Raw genomic sequence first — 25,890 nt, forward strand, 5'->3', positions numbered from 1 at the left:
AAGGGGCGGACGCGGCAAGTACGTGACGCTATCGCAGCGTTCGGAACACCCGACGCGGTCCCGTGGCCGGCGTGACGTTCCGACGCTACGATTCGAACCGCTCGATAAGCTCCGGAACGACCTCGAACAGGTCGCCGACGACGCCGTAGTCCGCGATGTCGAAGATGGGGGCGTCGGGGTCGGTGTTGACCGCGATGATCGTCTCCGCGCCCTTCATGCCCGCGACGTGCTGGACCGCCCCGGAGATGCCGAACGCGAGGTACACCGTCGGCGTGACGACCTTCCCGGACTGGCCGACCTGCCGGTTTTTCGGCAGCCAGCCGTTGTCGACGATGGGCCGCGATGCCGCCACCGTCGCGTCGAGCGCGTCGGCCAGCTCCTCGATCAGTTCGAGGTTCTCCTCCTCCTCGATGCCGCGGCCGACCGAGACGATGAACTCGGCCTCGCCGATGTCGACGTCGCCGGCGCCGACCTCCTCGAACCCGCGGACCGTCGAGCGGACCGACGCCTCGTCGACGTCGACGTCGAAGGGTTCGACCGCGGCGTCGCCCGGGTCTTCGGCGGGCGGCCACTCGCCGCCCCGGATCGTCACGGCGACCGGCGTGGTCGTCTCGACGTCCGTCTCCACCTTCGAGCCGTAGGTCTCCCGGGTGACGACGAGGCCGTCGTCGACCGACAGGTCGACCGCGTCGCTGACCAGCGGGACCGACAGCCGCGTCGCCACCGCGGGCGCGTAGTCGAGGCCGTTCACGCTGTTCGGCATGAGGAGGACGCTCGGCTCGACGGCCTCGAACAGCGCCGTCGTCGTCGCCGCGTAGACGTCGTGGTTGAACTCCTCACCCTCGTCGACGACGTGGATGGTGTCGACGCCCGCGCGGTTCACCCGCTCGGCGAAGCCCTCGACGTCGCCGCCGATCACGGCCACGTGCAGGTCGCCGCCCAGGTCGGCCGCCAGGTCGCTCCCGGCCGCGATCAGTTCGTAGCTCACCGGGCGGAGTGAGCCGCGCCGGTGTTCGACGACGGCGAGCACGTCGCCGTCGCTCATTCCGCGCCCACCCCCGCGTCCCGCAGGACCGTCTCGAGGTCGGCCGCCGTCTCCGCCGCGCTCCCCTCGAACAGCGTGACGTCCGACTCGCTCTCGGGTTTCGCCATCCCGGCGAGCGTCAGGTCGCCGTCGAGGACCGACGGATCGAGGCCGAGGTCGGCGAGCGTCCGGACGTCGAGTTCCTTCCGCTGGGCCTGTCTGATCCCCCGCAGACTCGCGTACCGCGGGTCGTTGATCCCCGTCTGGATCGTGAGGACCGCGGGCAGGGGGACGGTGGTGAGTTCCTCGACACCACCCTCGAGTTCCCGTCGCACCGACGCCGTCCCGTCGTCGAGTTCCAACGCGTTGACGACCGCGGCCCACGCGTAGTCGAGGTGTTCCGCGAGGGCGACGCCCGTCGCGCCGAAGCCGTCGTCGGCGGCCTGCACGCCCGACAGGACGAGGTCCGGGTCCTCGTCCTCGGCGACCGCCGCGAGGACGCGGGCGGTGGCGGTCGGACCGACCAGCCCCACCTCGGCCAGCGAATCGTCCCAGATCCGGACCGCGCGGTCGACCCCCTTCGCCAGGGCCATGCGGATCGTCTCCTCGCTGCGCTCGGGGCCGACCGTGACGGCGACGACTTCCACGTCCTCGTCGCGATCCTCCGCGATCCGGACCGCGGCCTCGACGGCGTAGTCGTCCCACTCGTTGAGGTCGTACTCGAGGAACTTCTCCGGGATGGTCAGCCCCTCGATCTCGAAGTCGTCGGCGACTTCGGCGACCTCCTTGACGGTCACGAGAACCTTCATGATCGATCCGTTCCGGGGCGGAGTGTAAACGTTTTCCGAAGTTACGTCTCCGTGTCATCGTCCGGCAGCGAGATGAGGTTCTCGCGGCCGAGTCTGAGCTTCTCGATCCGGCCGTCGTCTGCCATCGTCGAGAGCAGTTGGGAGACCTTGGCGTCCGACCACCCCGTCTCGCGGACGATCCGGGCCTGTTTCATCCGCCCCCCGTTCTCGGTCAGGAGGCGTTCGACGCGCTCCTCGTCGGAGAGCAGGGAGGGATCGACGGCCGTTTCGTCGCCCGCCGACGCCTCCGTGTCGTCGTCCGCGGTGTCGGCGTCGGTATCGGCCTCCGCGGCCACGTCCTCGGCCGGCGCCTCGGTGTCGGCGGCGCTGACCTCGGCGTCGTCGCCGGCCGCGGCCCCGTCGGTCCCGCGGTCGGCCGTCGGGGGCGACGTCCCGTCACGCCGACGGCGGACGTAGACGGCGACGGCGAGACCCAGGCCGACCAGGAGCGCGCCACCGATCAGCGACCACGGCGGCGACTGACCGTTCGGTTCCTCGGGAGCGGTCCGCTGGTAGGAGATGGTCAGCGGTTCCTCGAAGGTGTGGGGCCCCTCGACGACGACCGAGCCGTTGTCGAGGCCGAACCGCGTGTCAGTGACCTGATACTCCGTGGGTGTCTCGACGACCAGTCGCTGCGAGGGTTCGATGGAGGCGAGCCAGGTCCGGTCGCCGGGCATCAACACCGCGTCCTCGATGACGAAGCCGTCCTCGGTGTCGGTGACGAAGTTCGTCCAAGTGAACGAGAGGCTGAGCACGCCGGTGCCGTTGTCGACGGTGGCGTTCCGGGTGGGGTTCCGGATCGACATCTCCCGGTCGGTGGCTCGACTCGCCTCGTCCGCGAGCGTCCGGAAGAAGTCGACGTCGAGGCCGACGCCGGCGTCGCCGGCCTCGAAGGCCCGACCGTAGCGGTCGAACGCCGCCCGATCGGCCTCCGAGGAGAGGTTGTACCGGAGCGAGACGGTCCAGCGGGCGTCGCCCCCGGGGTCGGGGGCGAGGTAGATTTCGGTGACGGTCGGGTTGTCGATGCGGGCATGGGCGGGGCCGGCGAGCGCCGGACGGTCGGCGGGCGACGGCGTGGCGGCACCCGCCTGTCCCGGTGCGGCGGGGGCGTCGGTCCCGTCGACTGCGACCGCGGGGAACGCCCCGGACAGGAGGATCAGGAGGGCGAGGAGGGACGCGGCGATCCGCATTACTTCGTGCGTCTCGATGAGACGGGAAAACGCTTTCCATCGTCAGAGAGGCCCTGTCGGCGAGATAGCGGGCGTCAGACGTGAGACGGAAGGCGGGGTTTTAGTAGCAGGCGACTGTACCGACGGCCGATGAGAGCCCTCCCCGTTCTCGTGGTTGCCCTCCTCCTCTCCGCCGCGGTCGGGGCCGCGGGCGGTCTCGGGGAGACCGCCGCCGTCGAGCGGTCACCCGACCGGACCGGAACCGCACCGCCGGCGCTCGACGATCCGACCGTCGCCCAGACCGACGACAACGGATCGTCCCCCGGGCAGATCAACGTTCTCGACGTCCCGGCCGGATCGGTCGAGCGATCGGGGGTCGACGAACACTACGTCGACCTCGGGCCCTCGGTCGGCCTCTCGGCCAACGCGACGACCGAGCGCTTCCGGACGCTCGCGATGGTCGAGCGCGTCCAGCGCGCCGAGACGACGGAACTGCGGCGCGAGCGCCTGCGGACGGCGCTTCGCGACCTCGAGACGGCGGTCGACGACCTCGACGACAGACAGACCGCCGCGGTCGAGGCGTACGGGCAAGGCGAGTTGACCGCCCGGGAACTGCTGGTCGTCCTGGTCCGGATCAGCATCGTCGGCGAGGAACTCGGCGAACGACGGGCGCGACTGGAGGCGTTGGTCGCGGACACCCGCGGGTTCGACGTCGACCGCGGTCGACTCGCCTCGATCGGCAATCGCCTCTCGGCGTTCGACGGGCCGGTCCGGGCACACGCTCGGGCGGTCCTCGACGGGGAAGCCGCCCCGCACCGGTTCTACGTCGCGACCGGGTCCGCGAGCGTCGTCGTCTCGACCGTCGTCGACGACGCGTACGTCCGGGAGGCGTACCGCGGCGACCTCCGGAACGGCGCCGGCGACGCCATCGAACTCGAAGTCGCCCTCGACATCGTCGCCGACGGCTATCCCGTGATCTGGAACACGACACGCGAGCAGACGCAGGTGTTCGGCGGCGGCGAGACCTACCCCGTCAGGATCGGCCACAGCCGTGGCGACCTGACGGCCTTCGTCGACAGCGACGCCCGGCTCGTCTACGCCGAACACCAGCGACACCCGCTGGAGGCGGTCGTCGCGGACCGGCGCCTCGAAGCGACCGGCGACGGCGTCAGGCTCGTCGTCAACCACACCTACCCCGGCGGGCCGGTGCAGGTGCAGGCCAGCGATCCGACGACCGGCGACCCCGTGGACGCGACCGTCCGGGTCAAGGCGGGACCGACCCCGCCCGAGCGGATCGGCACGACCGGCAGCGACGGCACGCTCTGGACGCTCTCGCCCAACCGGCAGTACACCGTCACCGTCGAGGCCCGCGGGGAGAACGTCAGCACCGTCGTGGCGCCGGGCGAGCCCCCGCGAGTGGTGCCGCGCGATCGGTCCGGGGACGGCGTCAACGGGACGCCGACGAGTACCGCGACGACGTCCGTCGCGGACCTTCATATCCGATGACGGGGGCAGTCGGCCCATGGCCGTCCGGACCACGGTGGGGCTTCCCGTCGCCGTCGTCCTCGCCCTCGCCGTCGTCGGCGTCTCGCTCGGGACGCTCCCCGCCGACTCGACGACCGTCGCCCCGACCCTCGCGGTCGAGGGGGATCGGATCACCCTCACCAACCGTGGCGCCGCGGTCGACGTGCGTCGCCTGACGGTTCGCGTCCGCGTCGACGGGACGCCACTCGCCCACCAGCCGCCGATACCCTTCTTTTCGGCACGGGGGTTCCGCCCCGGCCCGACCGGGCCGTTCAACGCCGGCGCCGATCCGACCTGGGGGTCCGGCGAGCGGGCGTCGTTCCGCGTCGCGTCGACGAACCGGCCGTCGGTGGACGCCGGGGACCGCGTGACCGTCGAACTGCGACGCGAGGGACGGCGACTCGTCGTCCTGTCCGCGACCGCCTGATTACTCGGGGGCGCGCGCGAGCGTCGTGATCGCGATTTCGGGGTTGTACGTCGGTCCCATCGTCACGTGTTCGACGTCGGGGAAGCCGGCCTCGGCGAACATCCGGTCGGCCTCCGCCTCGTCGTAGAAGAGCATGATGGCGTCGGCGAGACGCTGGAAGACCGTGCTACTGGGGTAGTTGGGGCCGACGACCAGCACCGGCCCGCCGGGCCTGACGACCCGCCGAAACTCCGCGAGGGCGTCCACCGGGTTGGGCCAGTACTCGATCGAGCCCGAGGACCAGACGGCGTCGAAGCTGTCGTCCGCGAAGGGGAGCCGTTCGGCGTCGCCGCGGTAGAAGTTCACCTCGTCGGTGCGCCCGAACTTCTCGAAGGCCTTCTCCATCTGGTGGATGCTCTGGTCCAGCCCGTGGACGTCGTCGGTGTACTGGAGCAGTCCCTCGGTGCCGAAGCCCGTGCCACAGCCCACGTCCAGCACCCGGTCGTCGGGGTCGAGATCGAGGAGTTCGAGCGCCTCGGCGCGCATCTCCTCGTTCCAGATGAACGGGTTGACGCGGTCGTACACCGTCGAGAGGTACTTGTAGAACAGCCGCGCCCGGGACTTGTCTTCGAGGAGGCCCATTTAAACCCGGGTTGGGATTCGATCGACATAACGGTGGGGATTCGACGGCGTCCGAGCGGCTTCGAAAAGGTTCTTGCCCGCGGCGCGCGCCACTCCCGCCATGACGAGCGTCAAGGAGTTCCGCGTCGAGCGCGAACCGACGGCGACGGCGACGGGCCGGGGACGCTTCGCCTTCACCGACGACTACTCCGTGTTCGACTGGGGGCCGATGCCCGACGCGATCCCGGAGAAGGGCCGGAGCCTCTGTACGATGGGGGCGTTCAACTTCGAGTTGCTGGAGTCGGCGGGCGTCGCCACCCACTACCGCGGCGTCGGCCCGGACGCCGTCCCGCTGGCCGACCTCGACGACCCGCCGCGCGAACTCGCCATCGAACTCGTGCGGGTGCCGGACCTGCCCTTCCGGGACGGGCGCTACGACTACGACGCCTTCCACGGGGCGGCGGGCGAGAACTACCTGATCCCCCTGGAGATCGTCTTCCGGAACACGGTGCCCGTGGGATCGAGCCTGCGGACGCGAGGGGAGCCACGCGACTACGGGCTGGAGATGGACACGTGGCCGGGGGAACCGGTCGACCTCCCGAAGCCGGTCGTCGAGTTCTCGACGAAGTACGAGGAGCAGGACCGCTACCTCGACCGCACGGAGGCGGACCGGATCGCCGGCGCCGCCGACGTGGACGCCCTGGCGGACCTGGCCCGGGAGGTGAACCGGATCGTCACCGAACGGGCCGAAGCGGCGGGCTTCGTCCACGAGGACGGCAAGATCGAGTGTTGCTACGTCGACGGGACGGTGAAGGTGGCCGACGTGGTCGGGACGTTCGACGAGAACCGCTTCGCGTACGGCGGACAGGAGGTGTCCAAGGAGGTGGTGCGCCAGTATTACAAGCGCTACCACCCGGAGTGGGTCGACGCGGTGAGCGCGGCGAAGGCCGCGGCCGACGAGCGGGGCGTGGCCGACTGGCGGCCGCTCTGTGACGTCGATCCGGAGCCGCTCCCCGACGGCGTCGTCGAGACGGTCGCCGAGATGTACACCGCGGGGGCGAACGCCTACACCGGCGAGGCGTGGTTCGACGCGCCGGACATCGGCGGTGCCGTCGACGCCGTGCGCGACCTCTAGGGGAGCGTGGCGGGCCACGGAAGGCCGGCGATCAGGAGCGTCACGAACCGGTAGAGCACGAGCGCGGCGAGCGCCGAGAGGACCACGAGAAAGAGGTGGTGGAACCAGTCGATCCCGTGGACGGACATACCGACCGTAGCGGCGGCAGGCACGTATAGCAACCGGCCGAGCACGGCGGCGACTCCAAAACGGCTTTCCCCCGCGGCCGCGCAGGGTCGACCGATGACGGAGTACACCGCCACGGTCACGGTCCGACTCAAGCGGGGCGTCCTCGATCCCGAGGCGGAGACGACCCAGCGCGCGCTCGAACGACTCGGGTTCGAACTCGACGACCTCCGGTCGGCCGACCGGTTCGAGATCGACCTCGACGCGGCGTCGGCCGAGGAGGCGGCCGACCGCGCCGACGAGATGGCCGAACGACTGCTCGCGAACCCGACCATCCACGACTACGAGGTCGCGGTCGAGGACCGATGACGGTCGCGGTGATCCAGTTCGGCGGGAGCAACTGCGACCGGGACTCGGTGCGCGCCCTCTCGCATCTCGACATCGACGCCGAACGCGTCTGGTACGAGGACGGCCTCCCCGCCGACGCGACGGGCGTCATGCTCCCCGGTGGCTTCTCCTACGGCGACTACCTCCGAGCCGGCGTGATGGCCGCCCGCACACCGATCGTCGAGTCGATCCGCGAGGCCGCGAGCGAGGGGGTGCCGGTCCTCGGCGTCTGCAACGGCGCCCAGATCGGCTGCGAGGCGGGGTTGACCCCCGGCGCGTTCACGATCAACCGGAGCGCGCGCTTCCAGTGTGAGCGCGTCCACGTTCGCGTCGAGAACGCCGACACGCCGTGGACCGCCGCCTACGACGAGGGCGCGGTGCTCGAACTCCCCATCGCCCACGGCGAGGGGCGATTCGAGGCCGACGACGAGACCTACGACCGACTGGTCGAGGAGGACCGGATCTTCCTGCGGTACTGCGACGCCGACGGCGCGGTCACCGACGCCGCCAACCCCAACGGCTCGCGGGGGAACGTGGCCGGCGTCATCGGCGACCGGGAGACCGTGGCCGTGATGATGCCCCACCCGGAGCGGGCGACGCTCCCGGACCTCGGCGGTACGGACGGCGCGGGGCTGCTCCGCGGCTTCGAGCGGCCGGCGGCGACCGTTTAGAGCTTCTCGGCCGCGGCGGCCTGTTCGGTGCGCCGCTGGGCCTGTCGGAGCCGGCGGTCGGCCGCTTCGGCGGCGGGTTCGGGGAGCGTCTCCCGGAGGCCGTCGAAGCGCTCGACCGCACGCTGGAGGTTGGCGGCCAGGGCGTCGAGTGCCCGATCAGTGCCGCCGCGGTCACCCCGTTCGGCCCGCTCGGCGGCCCGCGACGCGGCCCCGCTGACCGCCTCCATCGCCCGCAGTAGTCCGCCGAGCGTACTGGTCTCGCTGCCGCCGCCGTCCCCACGCTCCGAGGAGGCGTCGTCGTCGGACGGCGAGCCGTCGTCGTCGTCGGTGTCGCCGACCGACGCCAGCCCCTCGGCCGTCTCGTCGGTGATCGCGGCGACGAACGACGCGAGCGACGCCTTCCCGGTGCGCGGGCGGTCGATCCGGACCGGAGCCGGGTCGGCGGCGTCGGGGTTGACGCGGAAGGCGCCGACGGCGTCGTCGGCGTCCCGGACCTCGGCCGTGTAGGCACCACTCCGGTGGACGTAGACGGCGTCGGGGCCCGACAGCGACGCCTCGTAGAGCCGGCCGCCGAAGTCGTCGTCGACGGCGAGGGCCGTCAGTTCGGTGTCGGCGCCCTCGGTGTCGACCTCGACTTTGGTCGCCTCGCCGCGGGGGACGAGCGGAATCTCGCCGTCGACGCCGGCGAGGGTGGCGGTCCGGGCGACGTCGTCGGTGCCGGTGACGGTCGGCGTCGGACCCCCGCTCGTGGTCACGTCGTCGGGCGTGTCCCCGTCGCTGCCCACCTCGACCGGTTCCTCGTGAGGGGCGAGGCCGGCGCCGTTGATCGTCAGCCGGTGGGACCCGGTCTCGACGCCGCGGAGCATCGCCACGCCGCGGAAGGTCGGGGCGGCGACGGGGTCGCTCCGGAGGAGGGCGATGGCCTCCAGGGTCGTCTCGGCCGTCGTGACCCCGGCGCTGTCGGGGGCATCCGGCGACTGCACGACTTCGGTGACCGTCGCCACGATGTCGTTGACCGGGGCGGGCGGGGAGACGGCGTCGTACCGGTCGGCGAGCGCCGCCCGGTGGACCGGCTCGGTGATGTCCGCGACGGGGTCGTCGTAGCGGTCCTGCTGCCACGGCGTCCCGGCCGTCGTGATGTGGCCCGCGACGGCGTCCTCGGCGAACTCGGGGATGACGAACTCGAAGCTCAACTGCGGGCCGGTGAAGGCCGCGATGTCCTCGAGTTCGGTCGTCGAGACGAGGTCGTAGGTGACGTCGGCGTCGCCGTCGGGTGTCGCGTCGGCGGCGGGGCCGAAGACGACGTCCGTCTCGCGGGCCGGGAGGTCCGACGGGGGATTCGACAGCGCGTCGAACGACCGGATCGTCAGCGTCTCGTCGACGAGGGCGTCGCGGTCGACGGCCGGGAGGCGTTCGTGGTCGTAGATCGGCGATCCGTCGAGTTCGGGGACGACGTAGGGGAGCCGCAGCCCCTCGTCGCGCGGGAGGCCGTAGGCCGCCGGGAGCTCCGCGAGCTGCTCGGCGAGCCCGACCGCGCGGTTCGTGATGTCGGCCGTCAGGTCGTCGAGCGGGAGCCGCTGAAAGCTGTTTCGGCGGTCGTTCAGCGACAGCGCACTGGAGTGCGAACCGAGCTCCGAGAGGATCCGTGGCACCCGGTCCGGCGGGGGGTCGAGGAACTCGTTGTTCGGCACCCGCGACGAGTGAGAGCTCGCGACGAACAGCTGTGGCTCGTCGGCGTCGGTGTCGACGAAGACGTGCAGCACCTCCCAGTCGTGCCAGTGGAAGTTGGTCGTGAACTGGTCGAACGCCGAGTAGTACCAGTACTGGACGACCGTGAGCGGCGACGCCTCGTACTCGACGACGTGGTAGAAGACGGTGGGATCCGGGGGCGCGTCCGCCTCGGCGGCAGCGTGGGTGTAGCCGTCGAGGGCGGCGAACCCGTCGACGACCGTCTCGTCGTCCTGCTCGGCCGTGTACGGCCGCGGATCGGTCGGAAACCACTGTTCGGCGGCGTCGAAGCCGAAAGTGGGCGCGAACCGCTCGGCGAAGCGGCGGGCAGTCTCCGGGTCGGGTGTCGTGGTCGCCGTCCCGGTGTCGGTGTCGGTGCCGCCGTCGCCGCCGTCGCCGGGCGCGGGACAGCCGGCCAGCGACGCGGTGCCCGCGCCGGCGAGGGTGCCGAGGAGAGCCCGGCGGCGGAGACCGGTTGGGTCACCGTCGTCCATCGGACTCACCCGGCGTCGTGACCGGCGGCGCCGCGATCGACGGTGGGAAGAGGGACATACCGCCACCTGGCGGACGGCCGCCGAAAGCTCTTGTGGCGCTACCGCGTCAGCGGCATCGCGAAGCTCGTCTCCGCGTCGAGCACCGTCTCCCAGGTCGCCTCGCAGTCACAGGACACCTGATCGAACACCGCGGGATCCTGCCGGAGGTCGAAGTCCTTGATCGACCGCTGGACCCGGTCGTCGCAGTCGCCGCAGTTGTGCGGCCCGCGGTCGCTCCCCGCGCCGACGGGGTCGGAGACGACGATGGCGTCGGCGTCGGCCGTCCGTTCGAGGACGTCGGCGACCGACCAGAGCCACGGCGGCCGGTAGCCCCCCTCGAAGTAGAGGTCGTCGACCATGGTGTAGCTCTGGACGTTGCAGGGGTTCATCGAGACGGTGTGGCAGTACTCCGCACACCGGCGCACCGACTCGACCATGTCCTCGACCGCCTCGCGCTCGGTGAGGAAGGGCGGCTTCATGAGGAGATAGGCTTTCACGCCGGCGCCGGCGGCGTCGGCCTCCTCGGTCGCCGCCACGAAGTCCGCGAAGTCGAAGTACTTGTTCACGCAGTCGTGGCGGACGCGGTCGGTGGCCGTCTCCAGGCCCACCGCGACGTCGGTGGCGAGGTCGTTGTCGGTGAAATCGGCGAGCTTCTCCCGGTCGACGAAGTCGGGGAGCGACTCCACGACGATCCGCTCGCGGTCGGCGAAGGTGTCGGCGATGGCCCGGCGGGTCTCGGCGCCGACCTCGCGCTCGTCGAGGAACGAGCCGGAGGTGTAGATCTTGATCAGGTCGGCCGGCTCGTCGGCGTTCTCGCGTTCGTGCTCGAGACAGACCTGGATCTGATCCATCAGCGCGTCGTGGGGGACCGAGCCGCCCTCGACGCTCTCGGCGACGTAGCCACACATGGTACAGCCGCCGGCCCGCGCCCAGCGACAGCCGCCGGTGTTGAGGATGATCGTCAGCGAGCGGTACACACCACCGGGCGTGTTGTCCTCGTCGAGCCACACGCGGGTCGGCTCGTGTGGGTCGTACGTCTCGTCCTTCCGGGAGCGGATCTCCCGCATCACCTGGTTGTGGGCGTCCATTCCCCGCCCCCGTTCGTAGACCTCGGGGCTCGGCTGACTCATTACCGACCGGTAGCCGACCGACGCGTAAAGCGGCTTCGGGGTGGACCGCCCGCTCAGCGCTTCGTCCGCCCGGCCCCGGGGCGGCGTTCGACGCCGTCCCGGACCGCGACGCCGAGGAGCGCGCCGGTCCCGTTGATCGCGGCGTCGACGAGGCTGGCAGTGCGAAAGGCGAGGGCGGACTGCAGACATTCGATGCCGGCGCCGTACCCGGTCGCGAGCGCGACGGCGACGGCCGCGCCGCGCCACCCCGGACGGAAGCGGGGGCGGAGGGCGGCGCCGAGGGCGGCGTAACCGACGAGATGGAACCACGCGGTGAGCCCGAGAACCGCGTCGGCACCCGACGCGCCGATCCACCGGGGGTTCAGCACCGAGGCGCCGAGGATCGCGAGCGCGACGGCGACCGTGATGGACGTTCGGGAGGTTCGTGACACGTTTTCGGCACATTCCGGCGACATAAAGAATCGGCGTAACCGATCGCGGTTACACTCCCGAAGCAACGACTAACAGCTTGGAGGTGTTATGAACTAACGTACGTTACCATGACAGAATTAGGCGGATTCAACGATCACGTAGCGCACGTGGACCTCGGCGCTAGCGATGTCTCGTATCGGAGCATCGACGACGAGGACGCGAAAAAGTACATCGGTGGCCGCGGACTGGGCGTGAAGTACGTCTTCGACGCCGGTCCGGACGTCGAACCGCTCGGCCCGGACAACCGGCTCGCGTTCATGACCGGGCCACTCACGGGCTCGCAGGCGGTCATGAGCGGTCGGATCGCGATCTGTACGAAGTCCCCGCTCACGGGGACGGTGACGGACTCCCACCACGGTGGCTGGTCCGGCGCCCGACTCAAGTGGTCCGGCTTCGACGGCATCCTCTTCGACGGCCAGGCGGACGACCCCGTCTACGCCGTCGTCGAGGACGGCGAACTCGAACTCCGTGATGCCTCCCACCTCTGGGGCAAGGGCATCCACGAGACCCGAGAGATCATCGAGGAGGAAGTTGAGGGGTCCTACGGCAAGAACCTCTCCTGTATGGCCATCGGTCCGGCCGGCGAGAACGAGGTTCGTTACTCCTGTATCGTCAACGAGGACGACCGCGCCTCGGGCCGCGGTGGCACCGGTGCCGTGATGGGCAACAAGGGCGTCAAGGCCGTCGTCGTGAAAGCGGGGACGGACATGCCCAAGCCCGCCGACTCCGATACGTTCGGCGAGGGTGCCCGGCAGGCGATGCAGGTCATCCAGGAGTCCGACGTCACCGCGCCCAACGAGGGCGCGCTCTCGATGTACGGGACGAACGTCCTGATGAACATCACGGAGGAGATGGACGGCCACCCGACGAAGAACGGCCAGTACACCTCCGGGTTCGCGATGAACGAGGAGGAAGGCTCCGACCTCGTCGCCGAACGCATCAGCGGCGAGAACGTCCGCGAGAACATCCTCGTGGACGAGCCGACCTGTCACTCCTGTCCGGTCGCCTGTAAGAAGGAGGTCGAGGTCAACTACAAGCACAAGGGCCAGGACATGAACGTCCAGATGGAGTCCTACGAGTACGAGAGTGCTTGGGCCCTGGGCACCAACTCCGCCAACGACGACCGTGACTCCATCGCGATCATGATCGACCGCTGTAACGACATGGGGGTCGACACCATCGACATGGGCAACATGTTCGCCATGGCGATGGAGATGAGCGACGAGGGTTACCTCGACGACCTCGACGACCAGATCGACTGGGGCGACGAGGAGCACATGATCGACCTCATCGAGGAGGTCGGCCACCGCAACAGCGACCTGGGCGACTTCCTCGCGAAGGGCCCGGAGCGCGCCGCCGAAGAGGTCGACGGCCACGAGTGCCGCCTCGACGTCAAGGGTCAGACCATCGCCGCCTACGACCCGCGCTGTATGAAGGGCATGGGCATCGGCTACGCCACCTCGAACCGTGGCGCCTGCCACCTGCGCGGCTACACGCCGGCCGCCGAGATTCTCGGCATCCCGGAGAAGGTCGACCCGTACGAGGAGGAAGGCAAGGGCGAGCTGTGCGCCACCTTCCAGGACCTCCACGCCATCTCGGACTCCTTCGACATCTGCAAGTTCAACGCCTTCGCGGAGGGCATCGAGGAGTACGTCAAACAGTACAACGGCATGACCGGTCGTGACCTCTCCGAGGAGGAGCTCATGACGGCCGGCGAGCGCGTGTACAACCTCGAACGCTACTTCAACAACCTCGCCGGCTTCGACGGCGCCGACGACTCGCTGCCGGGTCGGTTCGTCGAGGGCGACGACGAGGCCATCCCCGGTCAGGGTGGCTCCGAGGGCGAACTCTGCGACCTCGCCTCGATGAAGGCGGAGTACTACAGCCACCGCGGCTGGGAGGACGGCGTCGTCACCGACGAGACGCTCGAACGTCTCGACATCGACGTCGGCCCCGGCACGGGCGTCTCCGGCTCCAGCGGTCAGGCTCCGGCGGACGACTGAGGACCCGACGACTTCTCCGTTTTTTCACGTCGCGTAGCGACGCCTACGGCGACGGTGCGCGACCGGCGCCGTGGCGGAGTTCGTAGCCGGTGACGGCGGCGACCGTACGGCCGTCGCGCACGCCGCCGGCGCGGTCCGTCCGCGGATCCGCGTCCCCGCCGTCGAGGACGGCCGCCAGCAGGTCCTCGTAGTCGGTCGTCGAGACACGGATGCTCTCGTTGAAATCGAGGTCGCGCTCGCCGGCGGGGACGCAGTCACGGGCGACGAAGTAGTGGTGGACGGAGTTGGCGATGCCGTTCGTCGGCTCGGCGGAGAACAGGTGTGTCGTCGTGTCGGCCTCGTAGCCCGTCTCCTCGCGGAGTTCCCGGCGGGCGGCCGCTGCCAGAGTGGCGTCGGCGGCCTCGACGGACCCCGCCGGGAGCCCGCGGTTCACCCGCCCGACTGCCTGGCGCCACTCGTCGATGACCACGACGTCGCCGTCGGGCGTGAACGGCAGGACCACGACCGCCGCGGGCTCGTCGACGTAGTGGAAGTCGGTCTCGGTGCCGTCGGGCAGGCGGACCTCGTCGCGGCGCACGTCGAAGCCCGGGCAGGTGTAGTCGACGGCCGAGTCGGTCGTCTCCCACGTCAGATCGTCCATGTGGGATGTGTCGACCGGGCGGTGCAAAAGTTCGGGGCCTAGTCCCGCCACCGGACGACCAGACCGACGCCGATCAGGCCGAGCGAGAGCAGCGTCGAGAGGAGGTGGACCTCGCCGACCCAGCGGGGGAGGCGGACGGCGGCGCTGACGAGGCGAAGCAGAGGGGTGAGGACGGGGACGCTCCCGCCGGACGCGGCGGCCGTGTCGGCGTCGCCGTAGGTCGGCCCGCCGACGGGTTCGCCGGAGGGCAGGCGGTCGGCCTCGTAGGGCAGGGCGCGGTAGTCGAGCTGGTGCTCCCAGACGACGCGCCCGGACTCGTTGACCTGGACGAGGCGGGCGTTGCGCGTGTCGGTGATCAGCGTGGTGCCGTCGGGGAGTCGGTCGGCGTCCCGCGGCCAGTCGAACCGTTGTCCGGCGGCGCCTTCGAGGACCCAGGCCGGCTCCCAGTCGCCGTCCTCGGTGCGGTGGAGTTCGACCACGCGGTGGTTCTCGCTGTCCGCCACGAGGACGGCACCGTCGCCGAGCCACTGCGGGTTGTGTTGCTGGTGGATGACGGTCGGATCGCCGACGAGCCCGTCGTCGTCGGTGGCGTCGTCGTGGTCCGCGTTGATCACCTCGACGACCCCCTCGCCGCGTTCGAGGACGAGCAGCTGGTTGGCGTTGCGGACGGAGACGAGGAACCGGCCCTCGCCGATGCGGTCCACGTCGTTGATGTGGAGCCAATCGGTCCGCGTCGGATCGTCGGGGGCCTCGTAGCGGGAACTCGCCTCCCACTCCCAGGTCACCTCGCCGCCCTCGACGATCACGATCCGTTCGTGTTCCATGTCCGCGAGGACGAACCCACCGTCCGGCAGGGGTTCGACGTCGTGGACTTCGCTGGCGACCCGGTTGCGCACCGGGTAGGACCACTCGGCGACCACCTCGGGCGTGGGCTCGGGGTCGATGACCCGGTAGCCGGTGCGGTGACAGGGGGCCTCGTAGGGGCCACAGTCCTCGTAGCCGCCCGACAGGTAGCCCGCGAGCACCGATCCGTTGTCGAGTCGCGTCACGTCGAAGTAGACGTCGGCCGAGGACTCCCGCCACCGCTCTTCGGATCCCGAGAGCATCCGGACGGAACCGCCGTCGACGTAGCTCCCGACGCCCTGGACGCCGACGACGGTCGTACGCTCGCCGTCGGCGCCGGCCGGCGGGGCGGCGGTCGGATCGGGACCCGCCGTGCCGGAGGGGCCGAGGGCGGCCCCCAAGGCGGCCGTAGCGAGCAGGCACAGACAGCCGAGGACGACGAGGGCGTCGCCGCGGCCGAGGCCGATATCGAACTCGATGTCGGGGTCGAACCGGGAGGGCATCTGCTCTACGTTCGGCGTCGGCAAGTTCGCGCATAAGCCTTCGGATACGGCGTCAGACCCGCGTCAGACGGGGCGCCAACAGTCAAATGGGTTGAGCCTGTAACGGTCACCAATGAGCACGGACGACCCCCCCGACAACGTACTCTTCGAGTGGTACGGTCGATACATCGGCGACCCCGAGACGGAGACGGACGTCTACCTCGGGTTCGCGCTCTTCTTCGGCGGCATCGCGCTCGGCGCCGTCGGCATCGCGGTGTTCTTCCTCTCGGCGTTCGCCAGCGACCCGGGGAACACGGCGTTCGCGCTCCGGGAGGTGGCGGTCGTCGCCTCGGCCGGCGGGTTCCCGGTGCTGTTGCTCGGCATCGTCGTCCTCCTGCCGGGCGACGAGCGGATGCGGTACGCCGCGGTCGGCGGCCTCGTCGTCTGTCTCGCGGCCGTCGCGGCGTTCGTCTCGGTGTACCCGATGAACTGGAACGTCACGCGGTCGCCGGACTACAGCGCACAGATCATCGCCGTCTACGCCGTCGGCCTCGTCGCCGTCGTCGGGGCGACGGGCGCGGCGCTGGTCGGCCACCAGGTCCAGCGCGCGTCGCCTGGCGAGCGCGCCGCCGAGGTGCGCACCGCGACGGAGGGCGGGGCGGGCGACGCGGACGCGGAGGCTGGGGGGGAGACGGTGTCCGACGAGCAGGTGCGACGCGACATCGACGAGGCGATGGCCGACGCCGACCTGTCGTGGGGGGGCGTCAGCCGGAAGGAGACCAAGCGCCTGGAGTTCGACACCGACACCGACGTGGAGGTCGACCGCGAGGCGTTCGAGAACGCCGAGGCGACGACGGTGCGGTCCTCGGGGGACGGCGTCGACGACGCGCTCTCGAACCTGCGAAAGCTCCAGGGTCGCGAGCAGAAGACGGACTCCTCGACGGGCGTCGACGACCAGACGGCCGCGCTGACCGAACTCAAACAGCAACAGCAGGCCGAGGAGGTAGCGACCGAGGACGAGGGGAGTATCGTCGACCGGGCGAAGGGGCTGTTCTCGCGGTAGGTCGTCCGACCGTCGGCCCGTCCGGCGTTCGGGGGAGGCGGATCGCCACCAACGTGACGATTTCGGCCGTCTGACGCCCGTCAGACCTAGGTAAGCGGTCGGACACTTGGGCGAACGTTTATGATGGCGACGGGGTATCACACGCGTATGGCTAAAGGCCTAGACGTCGGCACCATGAACCTCATCTCGGCACAGCAGGAGGGGACGGAGACGGTCTTCGTCCAGCAGCGGAACTCCTTCGTCGAAATCGAGTACTCCGACATGGCAGAGCAGATGCTCTCGCGGAGCGACGTCCTCCACATCCGGAAGGACGACAAGGTGTACGTCGTCGGCGACGACGCCCTCAACTTCGCGAACATCTTCAACGAGGAGACCCGCCGCCCGATGCAACACGGCATCCTCTCCTCCGAGGAGTCGTCGGCGATTCCGATGATCAAGCTCATCACCGAGCAGGTGGTCGGCCAGCCCAACCACCCCGGCGAGCGTCTCTACTTCTCCTCGCCCGCGGACCCCATCGACTCCGACCTCTCGACCCTCTATCACGAGAAGACCCTGGAGTCGATGCTCGGCGACATGGGTTACGAGACCGAACCGATCAACGAGGGGATGGCAGTCATCTACTCCGAACTCGCCAACCACAACTTCACCGGCCTCGGCGTCTCCTTCGGCGCCGGCATGACCAACGTCTGTCTGTCCTACTACGCCGTCCCGGTCATGAAGTTCTCCATCGCCCGCGGGGGCGACTGGATCGACGAGCAGGCCGCTCAGGCGACGGGCACGCCCGTCGACAAGGTCACCTCCATCAAGGAGGACGACTTCGAACTCGACTTCCGCACCGACGTGGGCGGCGTCGAGGGCGCGCTCGCCATCTACTACGAGAACCTGCTCGACTACGTCATCGAGAACATCGCCCGCGAGGTGGACGAGGAGGACGTCGAGGAGGACTTGGACGTCCCGGTCGTCGTCACCGGCGGCACGTCCAGTCCCCGCGGCTTCGAGAAGCTGTTCGAGGATCACCTGCGTGACGCCTCGATCCCGTTCTCGATCAGCGAGGTCCAGAGCGTCGACGAACCGCTCTACAGCGTCGCCCGCGGCGCGCTCGTCGCCGCGCGCTCCGACGAGGAACAGGAGGACGGCGACGAACGGCAGGCTCAGGAGTCGCCCGCCGAGGACTGAGTCCGCGTCGCCGCGCCGTCGCCGTCCCCGTCGGTCCCCGCAGCCGACGTCTCCGCCGACGCGTCGCCGGCGCGGTCCGAATCGTCCGAACCGGTCGCGTCGCTCTCGCCTTCGTCGACTCCCTCCTCCGAACCGGTCGCGTCGCTCTCGCCTTCGTCGACTCCCTCCTCCGAACCGGTCGCGTCGCTCTCGCCTTCGTCGACTCCCTCCTCCGAACCGGTCGCGTCGCTCTCGTCGTCGCTCGTCCGTCGCTCGTGGAACCGGCGGAGGGCGTCGTCCCACGATTCGTCGCTCGACCCCTCGGAGGGACGGGAGAGCGGCGGTCGGAGTTCGACGCCGGGTTCCGCGTCGGCGCCCTGGGCACGGTAGAACCGGCGGAGTGCGTCGTCCCACGATTCGATCCGGCGGGGTTCGCCACGGTGTTCGGCGGGGATACCGACGTAGCCGCAGTCCTCGCAGACGGACGCCTCCTGTCCGCCCAGGGCGTACGTGGCGAGCGTCCCGTCACACTGCGGACAGTCCATACAATCGGGTTTCCGCCCCACGTATTTAGCCTTCCCCCAGCCTCCCCCCGGTGTCCAGGGTCGCTGAGGGGCGGTCACCCGGGTATAGGTTTATGCGTTCGGTTTCCCAACACCCGAACGATGACCCGCGACGTCGGACGGTTCACGGCCGTCGCTGTCGCGCTCGCGGTGCTCGTCGTCGCGACGGCGCCAACGGCCGTCGCCCTGAGCGAGCCACGGGACGAACCCGCGGACACGCGCCCGCCGGTTCGGGTGTACGCGGGCGAGACGCTCGACATCTCGTCGGCGGGGCTCACCGGCGACGGAACGGTCGGCACCAACGAAACGACCTTCGTCGCCGTCGGCGGCGGCCCCTCGTTCACCGTCGACCCGACGGACGCGAACTTCACTGGGGTCCCGGTCGGCGCCTACTACGCCAGAAACGACACCGATATTCGGGCCGACCTACAGGTCGTCCGGCCCCGGATCGAACGGCTCGAACTCCGCGGCGAGGATCAACAGGCCGTCACCGACGACCCGGTCGACCCCGAGGACCTCCGACGGGTGTACGTCCGGGCGAGGTTCAACTTCGACGACGCCGACCGACTGGACGTCTCGGTCGTGGGACCGGCCGGGAACGAGGTCGGGAACGGCTCCATCGCGACCAGCGGCGAGCGGACGACAGTCGAACTCGGGGAGCCCACGCCGGGGAGATACACCGTCACCGTCGCGGGCAGCGAACTCACGGACGGCAACCGGACGGCGACGATCCGGGTCGCCGGCGCGACGCCGACGCCCACCGCGACGCCGACGGCCACGCCCACCGCCACCGCCACGTCGACCCCGACACCCACCGCGACGCCGACACCCACCGCGGCGCCGACCCCGACGGCCACACCCACCGCCACGCCGACGGCCACGCCCACCGCCACGCCCACGACGCCCGCCGCCGGCGACGGGTTCGGCCCGGTCGCGGCCCTGCTCGCGCTGCTCGCCGTCGGCCTCGTTCGGCGCTGACCGGCCGTCCGGGGATCAGTCGACCGACTGGGTCCGCTCGAACCGGTAGGGCGGGAGGATGAGGTCGTCGAGGTCGGGCATCTGCTTGACGTTGTAGACGACCTTCAACTCGGCCGTCGTCGGGGCGCCGATACAGGAGAGCTGAATGCCGCGTTCGAGCATCTCAGTCGAGAGGACGTGATCGATGGGCACCGTCATCTCGCCCTCGACGACGGCGACGGCGCAGTTCGCACACGCGCCGCCCCGGCAGGCGTAGGGCCACGCGAACCCGCGGTTCTCGGCGGCCTGCAGGAGCGTCTCGCTCGGCTCGGCCAGGAACTCGCCGTAGTCCGTCGGATCGAGGTCGGCCGCGGCCGCCTTCTCGAACAGGTCGTCGTCGTCGAGGCTCCACCCGTGGTCCTCGATCACCGCGTAGTTGAGATACTCGACCCGGGAGCCCTCCGGTCGCGACGGCTCGCGGCGGTCGGCGCCGTCGCCGTCGCCGTCGCCGTCGTGGAGCCGGCCCTCCATGATCGCCTCGTAGGCCGCCTTGACGCGTTGGAACGCGCGGGCGGAGCCCCCCTGGTCCGGATGCGTCTCCATCACGCGCCGGCGGTACGCGCGGTCTATCTCCGACTCGTCGGCGTCCGGATCGACCCCCAGAACCTCGAACGGAGCGTCCACGTTCGGGGTAGGGGAACGGACGGATAAATCACCTTGGAACGCGGGCGTCGGTCGTGGGCGCGCGACGGCCGTCGCTCCGAGCGTGAGAACGCGGGAGAAGTGGGCCGGCGCGAATTCGAATCACGCGAGACTCGCTCTCGTTCGCTTCGCTCACGAGAACGCGGTTACGGCCACCCGAACCTATCGCTCACCGAGTGGAAGTGGGGAAAAATGGGCCGGCGCGAATTCGAATCACGCGAGACTCGCTCCGCTCGTCTCGCTCGCTCTCGTTCGCTTCGCTCACGAGAACGCGGTTACGGCCACCCGAAGGCCGTTGCTAGGTGTGTGAGAACGCGGGAGAAGTGGGCCGGCGCGAATTCGAATCGCGGTTACGGCCACCCGAAGGCCGAAGGATACCAAGCTACCCCACCGGCCCGCGGTCGGACGAACGCCGGCAGCGAGTTTAACAGTTGTGATTCCCGGCGTCAGTACGATCGAAAGCCATCGGTGTCGAGGAAGTTGTGCGCGACGGTGACGGCGTGGTCGGCGTGGAGCGCTCGCGGTCCGAGGCGGACGCGGGCGTCCGCGCGCTCGGCCAGCAGGTCCGCCTCGGCACCGGTGAAATCGTGGTGGTCGGAGAGGACGAACACGGGGTCTGCCGGCGGGTCGTAGTCGACGACGGGGGTCCCGGCCTCGTGGAGATGGACGAGCGTGGCGTCCCCGGCGCGGCGCTCGTCGACGGCGGCGTCGAGGGTCGCCGCGAAGCCGCGGCGGCGGATGGCGACGCCGGGGCTCGACTCGACGGGCTGGTGGCCGATGGCGTCCTCGCGGCGCTCCAGGGCGCCCCGGATCAGCGCGGCCGTGCTCCGCTCGTCGGGGTTGAGCCGGCGGAGGTCGTCCCCCTCGAAGGTGACGGTGAACGTGTCGTCGAGGACGAGGTGGACGCGGACGTCCTCGCGGATGGCATGCGAGAGGAAGAAGGCGGACGTGACACACCGACAGAGGACGTCGAGGCGACCGGCCGCGCCGGCGAGGTCGTCGAGTGCGAACTCGGGGGTCGTGGGGGCGTCGTGTCCCACGACGACGAACTGGCGCATGGCGGGCGTGGGGGACCGACCGTCTTGGCTCTACTCATTCGATCCGGACGGTCGTCGACGCGGCGAGTCGGGGGTCGTCGACGAGGAGGCGCGCGGTCAGGGTGTGGTCGCCGGGGTCGGCGGCGACCCACTCGTCGTCGGCGACGCGAAACCGCTGGTACCACCGCGTGTGGAACGTCTTCCGCTCGCGAGCGGCGAACGCGACGGCGCCGGTCTCCCGGGGCAGGTCGTCGGCGGTCGACGCGCGGTCCACGCCGTCGACGGCCCAGGTCCACGGGGTCGGCGCGGTCGTCCGCAGTCTGAGGGGGATCGGCAACCGGTTGCGGACGGTGACGCGGAGGTCGACGGGGTCGTCGGGGGCGTAGCGCTCGCGGTCGGTCGCGCACGCGACGGTGAGAGCGCGACGGCGAAGCGCCCGCGGGAGGAGGGCGTGACTCGCGCTGGCGGCGTCGATGGAGCGGGTCGCCTTCGGGGCGGGAGCGGGCGACGAGGGGTCGTCGTCACGCCGGAGCGCGTCGGTCCGTTCGACGCGACGGGGCGGGCGGGTCATTCGTATTCCTCCAGCAGGTCGTGATAGGGGCAGGCGATCTCGTGGCCGCCGTCGCCGTCGACCGGTTCGAGGTCGGGGTGGGCGTCCCACGCCCCGCAGTCCGACTGTGCGATCGGACAGCGGGTGTGGAACGCACAGCCGTCCGGTGGGTCGGTCGCGGAGGGGACGGTCCCGTCGAGGACGACCCGGTCGCCGTCCCACCGCGGATCGGGTTCCGGGATCGCAGAGAGGAGCGAGTAGGTGTAGGGGTGATACGGCGGCGAGAACACCTCGTCGACGGTGCCGCGTTCGACGACGTGGCCGAGGTACATCACCGCCACCCGGTCGGCGAGGTGTTCGACCACCGAGAGGTCGTGGGCGACGAGGAGGAAGGCGATGTCACGTTCGGCCTGTAAGTCGGCGAGCAGGTCGAGGATCCCGGCTTGCACCGAGACGTCGAGGGCGCTGACGGGTTCGTCGCAGACGACGAACTCGGGGTCGACGGCGAGCGCGCGGGCGATGCCGACCCGCTGGCGCTGGCCGCCGGAGAGTTCCCGGGGGTAGCGCGTGGCGTGCGCGGGGCGGAGGCCGACCGTCTCCAGCAGTTCGGCGATCCGCCGGGCACGAGTGCGGTCGTCCGGAACGAGGTCGTGGGCGTCGAGCGCCTCCCCGACCGCGTCGCCGACGGTGAGGCGGGGATCGAGGCTGGCGGTGGGGTTCTGGAAGACGTACTGGAGGTCGCGGCGCCGCGCCCGGAGCGCCGAGGACGACAGGGATCCGAGGTCGTCGCCGCGGTGGGTGACCGTCCCGGCGGTCGGTTCCTCGAGGTGGACGAGGGTGCGCCCGAGCGTACTCTTGCCACAGCCGGACTCGCCGACGAGCGCCAGCGTCTCGCCGGCGCGGACGGTCAGGTCGACGCCCTGGAGCGCCTGCACCCACCGACGGTTCCCGAGCAGGCGGTCGAGGAAGCGCTCGGAGGTGGGATACTCCTTGACGAGCCCCTCGGCGCGGAGCAGGGGGTCGGTCACCGGTCGGCACCTCCGTCGTCCGTGTCGTCCACCACGTCGACCGAGAACGACAGGTCGCCGTCCAGATCGCCGGTGTAGGCGAAGCAGGCGGCGTAGTGGGGCTCGCCGTCGCCGTCGTCGGTCGAAACGAGCGGCGGGTCGCGTTTCGTGCAGACGTCCTCGGCGTAGGGACAGCGGGGGTGGAAGCGACAGCCCGGGGGCGGGGCGGAGAGGTCTGGCGTCGTCCCCGACAGCGACGAGAGGCGGTCGCGGTCGGCGCCGATCCGGGGGACGGCGGACAGCAGCCCCGCGGTGTAGGGGTGTTTCGGCTCGTAGAAGAGGTCGTCCACGGTCGCGCGTTCGACGGCCTCGCCGGCGTACATCACCAGCACGCGGTCACAGAACTCGGCGACGACGCCGAGGTCGTGGGAGACGAGCTGGACCGCGAGGTCGTCGGTCGCGAGGTCGTCGAGCAGTTCGAGCAGCTGAGCCTGGACGGTCACGTCGAGGCCCGTCGTCGGCTCGTCGGCGATCAGCAGGTCGGGCTCGCCCGCGAGCGCCATCGCCACGAGGGCGCGCTGGGCCATGCCGCCGGAGAACTCGTGGGGATACTGGTCGGCCCGCGTCGCCGGATCGGGGATGCCGACCCGATCGAGGAGGGCAACGGCGCGGTCGCGCGCGGCCGCGCCGTCGCGGTCGGTGTGGGCACGCACCGCCTCGGCAACCTGTTCGCCGACGGTGTAGACGGGGTTGAGCGCCGCTTCGGGATCCTGGAACACCATGCCGATCCGACCGCCCCGGATCGCCCGCAGTCGGTCGTCGTCGGCCGCCCGGAGCGACTCGCCGTCGAACCGAACGTCGCCCTCGATCCGCGCCGGGTCGTCGAGCAGGCCGAGGACGGCGAGCGCGGCGACGGTCTTACCGGCGCCGCTCTCGCCGACGACGCCCAATCGCTCGCCGCGGTCGAGGGTGTACGAGAGGCCGTCGACGGCCCGGACGACGCCGGCCTCGGTGTAGAAGCGGACGGCGAGATCCTCGACTTCGAGCAGCGCCATCAGCGTTCGGCCTCCCGGTCGTCGCGACGGGCGCCGCCGCGCCCGCGGTAGGTGTCGGCGCCGGCGTCGGGATCGAGCGCCAGCCGGACGCCGTCGCCGACGAGGTTGATCGAGAGCACGAACAGGAAGATGGCGAGGCCGGGGAAGACGGTGACCCACCACTCGCCGCCGACGAGGGTGTCGCGGCCGGCCGAGAGCATGCTCCCCCACTCGGCGGTGCCGGGCGGGAGGCCGAGACCGAGGAAGCCGAGCGCCGCGGCCGAGAGGACGACGGTCCCGACGTTGAGCGTCGCCTGGACGACGACGGGCGCGACGGCGTTGGGCACGACGTGGCGGACGAGGATCCGACGGTCGGTGACGCCGAGCGCCCGCGCCGCGAGGACGTACTCGCGTTCGACGACGCTCAGCACCTCGCCCCGGAGCAGGCGGGCGTAGCCGATCCAGCCGACGGCGACGAGCGCCCCGACGAGCTTCCAGAATCCTTGGCCGAAGGTCGCGACCAAGGCGATGGCGAGGACGAGAAAGGGGAAGGCATAGAGCACGTCGACCAGCCGCATGATCGCCTCGTCGACCCAGCCGCCGACGTAGCCGGCGAGCGCCCCGAGGGGCACGCCGACGGCGAGCGCGAGGGCGACGGCGATGCCGCCGATGGAGAGGCTGTACCGGCCGCCGTAGAGGACGCGGGAGAACACGTCGCGCCCGGCCCAGTCGGTACCGAAGGGGTGGGTCGGGGAGGGCGGGAGGTAGGACTCGGCGACCCCGGACGCGGCGGGGTCGTAGGGCGCCAGCGCGACGGGCTGGACGACGACGCCGCCGACCTCGACTGGGCGAGCGAGGACGGCCAGGAGCGCCAGGACGCCGATGACGGCGAGGCCGGCGACGGCGACCCGGTCGCGGCGGAACCGGTCCCAGGCGCGTCGCCAGCGGTCGGTCGAGGTGGCGGGCGTGGTCTCGGTGTCGCCGTCGCCCTCGGTGTCGCGGGCGGCGGCCGCGTCCGTCGGGTCGAAGCCCCGAACGCGCAGTCGGCCGCGGTCGTCGAGCGGGCCGCTCACGGGCGGACACCTCGCGTACGTCGGGTGTCCGGGGTGGACGGGTCGGAGAGGGGTGTGTGTGCGGGCATAGTCAGTAGCGAATCCGCGGATCGAGCCAGGCGTACACCACGTCCGCGAGCAGGTTGGCGAGGACGACGGCGACGGCGACCAGCAACACGACGGCCTGCACGACGGGGAAGTCCCGCTGGAGGATGGCGCGGACGAGCAGGCGACCGAGGCCGGGCCAGGAGAACACCCGCTCGATGACGACGGCGCCGTCGAGGAGGACGGCAACCTGGACGGCGGCGACGGTGACGACCGATATCAGGGAGTTGCGCAGGACGTGTTTGACGATGACGGTCCGCTCGTCGAGTCCCTTCGCGCGGGCGGTGCGGACGTACTCCTTCCGGAGTTCTTCGCCGACGGCCGAGCGGGTGAGGCGGGTGAACAGGGCGGCGGAGGCGGTGCCCAGGGTGATCGCCGGCAGGGCGAGGAAGGCGAGCGATTCGGGGGCGAGAAGCGGCGCGACGGGGGGGATCACGGGCACGAGGTTCAGGTGGACGCCGAACAGGAGGATCAGGAGGAGGCCGAGCCAGAAGTTCGGGGTGGCGATGCCGGCGAGCGCGACGACCCGACTGCCCTCGTCGATCGGTCCGCCCCGGTTCACCGCGGCGAGGACGCCGGTCGGCACGCCGACGAGGAGGGCAACGAGGAGGGCGGCGACGCCGAGGGCGAGCGTCTCGGGCAGGCGGGCCGCGATGGCGGCGCGGACGCTCCGGTCGGAGACGACCCGCTCGCCGAAATCGAGGTGGAGGACGTCCCACAGCCAAAGTGCGTACTGCCGGTGGAGGGGCTCGTCGAGGTGATACTGGGCGCGAAGCGACGCCCGGAGTTCGGGCGTCGCCTCCTGAAACTGGAGGACGTAGTCGACGGGCGTGCCGGGCAGGAGCTTCACGAGGGCGAAGGTGAGCACGGAGACGCCGAAGAGCACGGGGAGCGTGAGCAGTGCCCGCCGAACGACGTACCGTCGGAGCGACATCGGCCGGTCGA

Annotated in this window: 26 protein-coding genes, 1 tRNA gene and 1 pseudogene; 9 read left to right on the plus strand and 19 right to left on the minus strand. The window is 70.7% G+C overall.

The features are described from left to right. Positions 1-85: 85 nt before the first annotated feature. Genes EI982_RS10495 through EI982_RS10505 form a run of 3 tightly spaced genes read right to left on the minus strand, consistent with a single transcriptional unit; the run spans position 86 to position 3,062 of the window. The gene (locus EI982_RS10495) at positions 86-1,045 is read right to left on the minus strand and encodes an electron transfer flavoprotein subunit alpha/FixB family protein (protein WP_157689657.1); all 960 of its coding nucleotides are present in this window, start codon (positions 1,043-1,045) and stop codon (positions 86-88) included. After that, positions 1,042-1,833, minus strand: a complete 792-nt coding sequence (locus tag EI982_RS10500) for an electron transfer flavoprotein subunit beta/FixA family protein (protein ID WP_157689658.1) — start codon at positions 1,831-1,833, stop codon at positions 1,042-1,044. Before EI982_RS10500 ends, EI982_RS10495 begins: the two co-directional genes overlap by 4 nt. A gap of 41 nt (positions 1,834-1,874) precedes the next feature. Further along, positions 1,875-3,062, minus strand: a complete 1,188-nt coding sequence (locus tag EI982_RS10505; protein WP_157689659.1) for a helix-turn-helix transcriptional regulator — start codon at positions 3,060-3,062, stop codon at positions 1,875-1,877. Between the two features lie 129 nt (positions 3,063-3,191). Between EI982_RS10505 and EI982_RS10510 the strand changes: the two genes are divergently transcribed. Further along, a complete protein-coding gene (locus EI982_RS10510; RefSeq protein WP_157689660.1) occupies positions 3,192-4,547 on the plus strand; it encodes a DUF7096 domain-containing protein in 1,356 nt (451 codons plus the stop codon). A gap of 16 nt (positions 4,548-4,563) precedes the next feature. Then, complete coding sequence (locus tag EI982_RS10515; protein WP_157689661.1) at positions 4,564-4,992, plus strand: type IV pilin; 429 nt, start codon at positions 4,564-4,566, stop codon at positions 4,990-4,992. Here the strand turns inward: EI982_RS10515 and EI982_RS10520 are convergent, their stop codons facing one another. Then, positions 4,993-5,613: a methyltransferase domain-containing protein gene (locus EI982_RS10520; RefSeq protein WP_157689662.1), complete on the minus strand. Its 621-nt coding sequence runs from the start codon at positions 5,611-5,613 to the stop codon at positions 4,993-4,995. Between the two features lie 100 nt (positions 5,614-5,713). Between EI982_RS10520 and EI982_RS10525 the strand changes: the two genes are divergently transcribed. Next, positions 5,714-6,727 carry a phosphoribosylaminoimidazolesuccinocarboxamide synthase gene (locus EI982_RS10525; RefSeq protein ID WP_157689663.1) on the plus strand — a complete coding sequence of 338 codons (1,014 nt, stop codon included), beginning with the start codon at positions 5,714-5,716 and terminating at the stop codon, positions 6,725-6,727. Here EI982_RS10525 and EI982_RS18910 read toward each other — a convergent pair. Further along, complete coding sequence (locus tag EI982_RS18910) at positions 6,724-6,855, minus strand: hypothetical protein (protein ID WP_257628153.1); 132 nt, start codon at positions 6,853-6,855, stop codon at positions 6,724-6,726. The genes EI982_RS10525 and EI982_RS18910 overlap by 4 nt on opposite strands. 94 nt (positions 6,856-6,949) lie before the next feature. On the opposite strand from EI982_RS18910, the gene purS reads away from it, so the two are divergent. Beyond that, positions 6,950-7,201, plus strand: coding sequence for a phosphoribosylformylglycinamidine synthase subunit PurS (gene purS / locus EI982_RS10530; RefSeq protein WP_157689664.1), 252 nt, complete (start codon positions 6,950-6,952; stop codon positions 7,199-7,201). Continuing rightward, positions 7,198-7,890 carry a phosphoribosylformylglycinamidine synthase I gene (gene purQ, locus EI982_RS10535; protein ID WP_157689665.1) on the plus strand — a complete coding sequence of 231 codons (693 nt, stop codon included), beginning with the start codon at positions 7,198-7,200 and terminating at the stop codon, positions 7,888-7,890. The genes purS and purQ overlap by 4 nt, the downstream gene beginning before the upstream one ends. Here purQ and EI982_RS10540 read toward each other — a convergent pair. The 3 genes from EI982_RS10540 to EI982_RS10550 form a co-directional block, all read right to left on the minus strand. Beyond that, positions 7,887-10,112, minus strand: coding sequence for a hypothetical protein (locus tag EI982_RS10540; protein ID WP_157689666.1), 2,226 nt, complete (start codon positions 10,110-10,112; stop codon positions 7,887-7,889). The two genes, purQ and EI982_RS10540, sit on opposite strands and share 4 nt — an antisense overlap. A 98-nt stretch (positions 10,113-10,210) precedes the next feature. Then, a complete protein-coding gene (locus tag EI982_RS10545) occupies positions 10,211-11,281 on the minus strand; it encodes an archaeosine biosynthesis radical SAM protein RaSEA (protein ID WP_157689667.1) in 1,071 nt (356 codons plus the stop codon). 53 nt (positions 11,282-11,334) lie between these two features. Continuing rightward, entirely contained in the window at positions 11,335-11,712 is a 378-nt protein-coding gene (locus tag EI982_RS10550; protein WP_157689668.1) for a VanZ family protein, read from the minus strand. 108 nt (positions 11,713-11,820) lie between these two features. Here EI982_RS10550 and EI982_RS10555 point away from each other — a divergent pair, with 108 nt between their 5' ends. Beyond that, positions 11,821-13,755 (plus strand): aldehyde ferredoxin oxidoreductase family protein, encoded by a 1,935-nt coding sequence (locus EI982_RS10555; protein WP_157689669.1) that lies wholly within the window; start codon positions 11,821-11,823, stop codon positions 13,753-13,755. A 43-nt stretch (positions 13,756-13,798) separates the two neighbouring features. Here the strand turns inward: EI982_RS10555 and EI982_RS10560 are convergent, their stop codons facing one another. Continuing rightward, positions 13,799-14,395: an NUDIX hydrolase gene (locus EI982_RS10560; RefSeq protein ID WP_157689670.1), complete on the minus strand. Its 597-nt coding sequence runs from the start codon at positions 14,393-14,395 to the stop codon at positions 13,799-13,801. A gap of 38 nt (positions 14,396-14,433) precedes the next feature. Continuing rightward, positions 14,434-15,741: a hypothetical protein gene (locus EI982_RS10565; protein ID WP_199243811.1), complete on the minus strand. Its 1,308-nt coding sequence runs from the start codon at positions 15,739-15,741 to the stop codon at positions 14,434-14,436. A gap of 112 nt (positions 15,742-15,853) precedes the next feature. Between EI982_RS10565 and EI982_RS10570 the strand changes: the two genes are divergently transcribed. Continuing rightward, positions 15,854-16,783, plus strand: coding sequence for a cell division protein CdpA domain-containing protein (locus tag EI982_RS10570; RefSeq protein ID WP_157689672.1), 930 nt, complete (start codon positions 15,854-15,856; stop codon positions 16,781-16,783). 147 nt (positions 16,784-16,930) lie between these two features. After that, positions 16,931-17,959, plus strand: a complete 1,029-nt coding sequence (locus EI982_RS10575) for a disk-shape morphogenesis protein volactin (RefSeq protein WP_157689673.1) — start codon at positions 16,931-16,933, stop codon at positions 17,957-17,959. Here the strand turns inward: EI982_RS10575 and EI982_RS10580 are convergent. Further along, positions 17,935-18,483: a TFIIB-type zinc ribbon-containing protein gene (locus tag EI982_RS10580; RefSeq protein ID WP_157689674.1), complete on the minus strand. Its 549-nt coding sequence runs from the start codon at positions 18,481-18,483 to the stop codon at positions 17,935-17,937. The genes EI982_RS10575 and EI982_RS10580 overlap by 25 nt on opposite strands. Positions 18,484-18,603: 120 nt before the next feature. On the opposite strand from EI982_RS10580, the gene EI982_RS10585 reads away from it, so the two are divergent. After that, the gene (locus tag EI982_RS10585) at positions 18,604-19,479 is read left to right on the plus strand and encodes a hypothetical protein (protein WP_157689675.1); all 876 of its coding nucleotides are present in this window, start codon (positions 18,604-18,606) and stop codon (positions 19,477-19,479) included. Between the two features lie 15 nt (positions 19,480-19,494). On the opposite strand, the gene fer is transcribed toward EI982_RS10585, so the two are convergent. From fer to EI982_RS10625, 8 genes and pseudogenes are all read right to left on the minus strand, one after another. Beyond that, on the minus strand, positions 19,495-20,142 hold the full coding sequence (gene fer / locus EI982_RS10590) for a ferredoxin Fer (RefSeq protein ID WP_157689676.1): 648 nt from the start codon (positions 20,140-20,142) through the stop codon (positions 19,495-19,497). Between the two features lie 342 nt (positions 20,143-20,484). Then, positions 20,485-20,557 (minus strand) — tRNA-Pro (locus EI982_RS10595). Between the two features lie 49 nt (positions 20,558-20,606). Beyond that, positions 20,607-21,218 carry a tRNA (pseudouridine(54)-N(1))-methyltransferase TrmY gene (gene trmY / locus EI982_RS10600; protein ID WP_157689677.1) on the minus strand — a complete coding sequence of 204 codons (612 nt, stop codon included), beginning with the start codon at positions 21,216-21,218 and terminating at the stop codon, positions 20,607-20,609. A 34-nt stretch (positions 21,219-21,252) separates the two neighbouring features. Further along, positions 21,253-21,768 (minus strand): DUF7974 family protein, encoded by a 516-nt coding sequence (locus tag EI982_RS10605; protein ID WP_157689678.1) that lies wholly within the window; start codon positions 21,766-21,768, stop codon positions 21,253-21,255. Positions 21,769-21,836: 68 nt separating this feature from the next. Beyond that, positions 21,837-22,775, minus strand: a pseudogene (locus EI982_RS10610) (ABC transporter ATP-binding protein); the annotation flags it as partial. Then, a complete protein-coding gene (locus EI982_RS10615) occupies positions 22,772-23,809 on the minus strand; it encodes an ABC transporter ATP-binding protein (protein ID WP_157689680.1) in 1,038 nt (345 codons plus the stop codon). The pseudogene EI982_RS10610 and the gene EI982_RS10615, both read right to left, overlap by 4 nt. Continuing rightward, positions 23,809-24,861: an ABC transporter permease gene (locus EI982_RS10620; protein WP_199243595.1), complete on the minus strand. Its 1,053-nt coding sequence runs from the start codon at positions 24,859-24,861 to the stop codon at positions 23,809-23,811. The genes EI982_RS10615 and EI982_RS10620 overlap by 1 nt, the downstream gene beginning before the upstream one ends. A gap of 70 nt (positions 24,862-24,931) precedes the next feature. Further along, the gene (locus EI982_RS10625; RefSeq protein ID WP_157689681.1) at positions 24,932-25,879 is read right to left on the minus strand and encodes an ABC transporter permease; all 948 of its coding nucleotides are present in this window, start codon (positions 25,877-25,879) and stop codon (positions 24,932-24,934) included. Positions 25,880-25,890: the final 11 nt, after the last annotated feature.

Origin of the sequence: Haloplanus salinarum, assembly GCF_009762275.1 — an archaeon.
GTDB lineage: Archaea > Halobacteriota > Halobacteria > Halobacteriales > Haloferacaceae > Haloplanus > Haloplanus salinarum.

Coding starts and splice junctions, on each gene's coding strand:
- EI982_RS10625 (WP_157689681.1), bottom strand. CDS start 25,879: ATGTCGCTCCGACGGTACGTCGTTCGGCGGGCACTGCTCACGCTCCCC.
- EI982_RS10505 (WP_157689659.1), bottom strand. CDS start 3,062: ATGCGGATCGCCGCGTCCCTCCTCGCCCTCCTGATCCTCCTGTCCGGG.
- EI982_RS10585 (WP_157689675.1), top strand. CDS start 18,604: ATGACCCGCGACGTCGGACGGTTCACGGCCGTCGCTGTCGCGCTCGCG.
- EI982_RS10555 (WP_157689669.1), top strand. CDS start 11,821: ATGACAGAATTAGGCGGATTCAACGATCACGTAGCGCACGTGGACCTC.
- EI982_RS10545 (WP_157689667.1), bottom strand. CDS start 11,281: ATGAGTCAGCCGAGCCCCGAGGTCTACGAACGGGGGCGGGGAATGGAC.
- EI982_RS10615 (WP_157689680.1), bottom strand. CDS start 23,809: ATGGCGCTGCTCGAAGTCGAGGATCTCGCCGTCCGCTTCTACACCGAG.
- EI982_RS10605 (WP_157689678.1), bottom strand. CDS start 21,768: ATGACCCGCCCGCCCCGTCGCGTCGAACGGACCGACGCGCTCCGGCGT.
- EI982_RS10540 (WP_157689666.1), bottom strand. CDS start 10,112: ATGGACGACGGTGACCCAACCGGTCTCCGCCGCCGGGCTCTCCTCGGC.
- EI982_RS10570 (WP_157689672.1), top strand. CDS start 15,854: ATGAGCACGGACGACCCCCCCGACAACGTACTCTTCGAGTGGTACGGT.
- EI982_RS10575 (WP_157689673.1), top strand. CDS start 16,931: ATGGCTAAAGGCCTAGACGTCGGCACCATGAACCTCATCTCGGCACAG.
- EI982_RS10520 (WP_157689662.1), bottom strand. CDS start 5,613: ATGGGCCTCCTCGAAGACAAGTCCCGGGCGCGGCTGTTCTACAAGTAC.
- trmY (WP_157689677.1), bottom strand. CDS start 21,218: ATGCGCCAGTTCGTCGTCGTGGGACACGACGCCCCCACGACCCCCGAG.
- EI982_RS10510 (WP_157689660.1), top strand. CDS start 3,192: ATGAGAGCCCTCCCCGTTCTCGTGGTTGCCCTCCTCCTCTCCGCCGCG.
- purS (WP_157689664.1), top strand. CDS start 6,950: ATGACGGAGTACACCGCCACGGTCACGGTCCGACTCAAGCGGGGCGTC.
- EI982_RS10515 (WP_157689661.1), top strand. CDS start 4,564: ATGGCCGTCCGGACCACGGTGGGGCTTCCCGTCGCCGTCGTCCTCGCC.
- EI982_RS10580 (WP_157689674.1), bottom strand. CDS start 18,483: ATGGACTGTCCGCAGTGTGACGGGACGCTCGCCACGTACGCCCTGGGC.
- EI982_RS10565 (WP_199243811.1), bottom strand. CDS start 15,741: ATGCCCTCCCGGTTCGACCCCGACATCGAGTTCGATATCGGCCTCGGC.
- EI982_RS10560 (WP_157689670.1), bottom strand. CDS start 14,395: ATGGACGATCTGACGTGGGAGACGACCGACTCGGCCGTCGACTACACC.
- EI982_RS10495 (WP_157689657.1), bottom strand. CDS start 1,045: ATGAGCGACGGCGACGTGCTCGCCGTCGTCGAACACCGGCGCGGCTCA.
- EI982_RS10500 (WP_157689658.1), bottom strand. CDS start 1,833: ATGAAGGTTCTCGTGACCGTCAAGGAGGTCGCCGAAGTCGCCGACGAC.
- EI982_RS18910 (WP_257628153.1), bottom strand. CDS start 6,855: ATGTCCGTCCACGGGATCGACTGGTTCCACCACCTCTTTCTCGTGGTC.
- purQ (WP_157689665.1), top strand. CDS start 7,198: ATGACGGTCGCGGTGATCCAGTTCGGCGGGAGCAACTGCGACCGGGAC.
- EI982_RS10525 (WP_157689663.1), top strand. CDS start 5,714: ATGACGAGCGTCAAGGAGTTCCGCGTCGAGCGCGAACCGACGGCGACG.